General features: G+C 75.4%; 3 protein-coding genes. 1 reads left to right on the plus strand and 2 read right to left on the minus strand.

Annotation, left to right across the window (positions count from 1 at the left end):
* Positions 1 to 112 precede the first annotated feature (112 nt).
* Complete coding sequence (locus tag ABT263_RS38645; RefSeq protein WP_352298618.1) at positions 113 to 478, minus strand: darcynin family protein; 366 nt, start codon at positions 476 to 478, stop codon at positions 113 to 115.
* A gap of 95 nt (positions 479 to 573) precedes the next feature.
* On the minus strand, positions 574 to 1,467 hold the full coding sequence (locus ABT263_RS38650; RefSeq protein WP_352298620.1) for an NAD(P)H-binding protein: 894 nt from the start codon (positions 1,465 to 1,467) through the stop codon (positions 574 to 576).
* 103 nt (positions 1,468 to 1,570) lie between these two features.
* Between ABT263_RS38650 and ABT263_RS38655 the strand changes: the two genes are divergently transcribed.
* Positions 1,571 to 2,527 (plus strand): LysR family transcriptional regulator, encoded by a 957-nt coding sequence (locus tag ABT263_RS38655; RefSeq protein WP_352298622.1) that lies wholly within the window; start codon positions 1,571 to 1,573, stop codon positions 2,525 to 2,527.
* The last annotated feature ends 191 nt before the right edge of the window (positions 2,528 to 2,718 follow it).

A 2,718-nucleotide genomic window follows, 5' to 3' on the forward strand; every position in this document is an offset into this window, starting at 1 on the left:
CGGGGGGGGTGGGGGGGGGGGGGGGGGGGGGTGGGGGCCTCGGCGCGGGGGACGCGCCGGCCCCCCCCCCCGGCCGGTGATGGCCGGAGGGCGGCGCGACGGGGCCGGTCCGTCAGGTGGCGATGGTGGCGACGGGCTCCAGGCCGTAGGTCCGGGCGTAGCCGTTCTCGGTGCCGACGAGAAGGTCGACGACCTCGAAGTAGCGGTCCCAGAACGGGGTTTCGCGCAGTGCGTCGATGAGCAGCTGGTAGGCGTGGTGGCTGTCGGCCTCCCACACCCAGACGTCGGTGACGCGCGCGGAGTAGAACTCCGTGTCGTAGAAGCGTGACCGGACACCGGTGGTCCTGGCCTCGATCGCGGGCAGGACCTGGGTGGTGAAGGCCTCGACGCGTTGCGGGACGGTCAGCGCGAGCCACTGGGGGGTGGTCTTGACGAGCATGAACGCCGTGACCGGCGGTTCGGTGACTTCAGCGGACATCGGGGTGCCTCCAGAGCGGCAGGTGGTCTCGGTGCGTCGCGCCACCGGGTGTCCCGGCGGCGGACGGTGCGGCCTCGGGAGAGGCCGGCGGGGCCTCAGGAGAGGACGGCGGGCTTGAGGGTCCGGGCGCACCACTGCTCGAAGCCGGTGGGGGAGGCGGTGTCCGGAGTACGGACGGCACCGGCGTCCAGGCCCTGGTCCTTGGCCCGCTTCATGTCGACGATGCCCCGGACGAACGCCTCGTTGAGGCCGTAGTGGACGAGGGTGGTGTACAGGTCGTCGAAGGCCTGGCGCTCGTAGCGGACCGGGCGGCCGAACTGCTCGGTCATGATGCGGGCCAGGTCGTTGGGGGACAGGTCCTGCGGGCCGAGGACGGGCACGCTGCCGCTGCCGGTCCACGAGCGGTCCAGCAGCAGACCGGCGGCGACGGCCGCGATGTCGGCGGCGGCGACCAACGGGGCCTTCCGGTCGGCGTCGACGACGTCGGTGAAGACGCCGGTCTCGCGGATCGAGTCGGCCTCCTCCAGCAGGTTCTCGAAGAAGGACGGGTTGGCCAGGGCCCGGTAGGCGACGCCGCTGTGGGCGATGAGGTCGTCCAGCGCGAGCGAGGCGGTGACCAGGCCGGCCCGGTCGGCGAGCGGGGTGCCGCGGCCGAGCGCCGAGACGCCCACCACATGGCCGACGCCGTGGTCGGCGAGCGCCCGCACGGCGGGTCCGCTGAAGCCGCTGTAGGCGTCGTAGGGGGTCAGGGAGGCGTCCGGCGGGGCGAGCCAGAAGACGGCGTCCGCGCCCCGGAAGGCCCGGTCGACGACCTCGGCGTCGCCGTGCGAGCCGACGATCACCTCCACGCGTCCGCGCGCCGCGTCCGGAAGCCGGGCGGGGTCGCGCACGACGACGCGCAGTTCCTCGCCCGCGGCGGGGGCGGACTCCAGGAGCCGGGACAGCAGCGGACGGCCGATGTTGCCGGTGGGAGCGGTAATGACGATCATGAAAACCTCGTGGGTCGTGCCGGTCGGTACGCCCCCCATCCTGCTGAGCACTCCAGTGCTGCCACAATGGGAACTTCGGCACGCAATCATTGACTGAAATGGAATGATGCTGGTGAGCAGCCCGGATTCGGTCCTCGACGCCAATCTCGCCGTCGCGTTGGACGCCCTGCTGGCCGAGCACAGCGTGACCCGCGCCGCCGCCCGGCTGCACACCTCGCCCGCCGCCATGAGCCGCACGCTGGCCCGCCTGCGCCGCACGCTGCAGGATCCGCTGCTGGTCCGGGCCGGCCAGACCATGGTCCCCACCCCGCGCGCCCAGGCCCTGCGCGAGGAGGCCGCGGCCGTGGTGCAGCGCCTCGGAGCCCTGCTCAGCCCCGGGACCGGTGTCGACCCCGCGACCCTGCGCACCACCTTCACCCTCCAGGCGGCCGACCTGGTCGGCGCGGCCCTGGCCCCCGGGCTGCTGCGCCTGGCCGAGCGGGAGGCGCCGGGAGTCTCGTTCCGGCTCCTGGCCGAGGAGTTGGAGGCCGGCCCGGCCCTTCGCGACGGCCGGATCGACCTGGAGGTCGGGTCCATCGACCACGTGGACCCCGAGACCAGGGTCGAGGAACTGGTGGGCCTGCGAATGGTCGCGGCCGTCCGGCCCGGCCATCCGCTGACCGAAGGACCCCTGACCGCGGCTCGGCTCGCCGCCGCCCCGCACGTCGCGGTCAGCCGCCGGGGCCGGTTCACCGGCCCCCTCGACACCGCCCTGGCCGAGCAGGACCTCCAGCGGCGGGTCGGTGTCGTCCTCCCCAGCCACCTGGCCGCCATGACCCTCGCCGCCCGCAGTGACGTCGTCTGCCTCGTACCGGCCGCACTCCCCGGTGCCGCGCCCTCGCCCCTCACCGACGACGCGCTCGCCCTCGGACTGCGCCTGCTGGACATCCCGCTGGCACTGCCGCCCGTGACGATCGGCATGGCGTGGCACCCGCGCCACGCGGCCGACCGGGCCCACCACTGGCTGCGCGACGCCGTCCGCCGGACCTTGGGCCCACCGGGGAACCCCGCTGCCACCTGAGAGGCCGTCCGCGTCGGCGGTCGGCGGCCGGCGGCCGGCGGCCGGGGGCCGGGGGCCGCGCCGCCCCGGCCACGCCCGACGCATGGCAGCCGGGCAGGGCGGGCCCAGGGCCGCCCCCGGGGGGGGTGGCGACGGCCCGGGGGACCGCACGGGCGTCGCGCGCGGATCCCCACCGGCCCGGGGGGGTGGGC

This window comes from Kitasatospora sp. NPDC001603, from assembly GCF_040298365.1.
In the GTDB taxonomy this organism is placed as follows: domain Bacteria; phylum Actinomycetota; class Actinomycetes; order Streptomycetales; family Streptomycetaceae; genus Kitasatospora.

What these genes read in the sequence shown, in the direction of transcription:
- ABT263_RS38645 (WP_352298618.1), bottom strand. Translation starts at nt 478, where the DNA reads ATGTCCGCTGAAGTCACCGAACCGCCGGTCACGGCGTTCATGCTCGTC.
- ABT263_RS38650 (WP_352298620.1), bottom strand. Translation starts at nt 1,467, where the DNA reads ATGATCGTCATTACCGCTCCCACCGGCAACATCGGCCGTCCGCTGCTG.
- ABT263_RS38655 (WP_352298622.1), top strand. Translation starts at nt 1,571, where the DNA reads ATGATGCTGGTGAGCAGCCCGGATTCGGTCCTCGACGCCAATCTCGCC.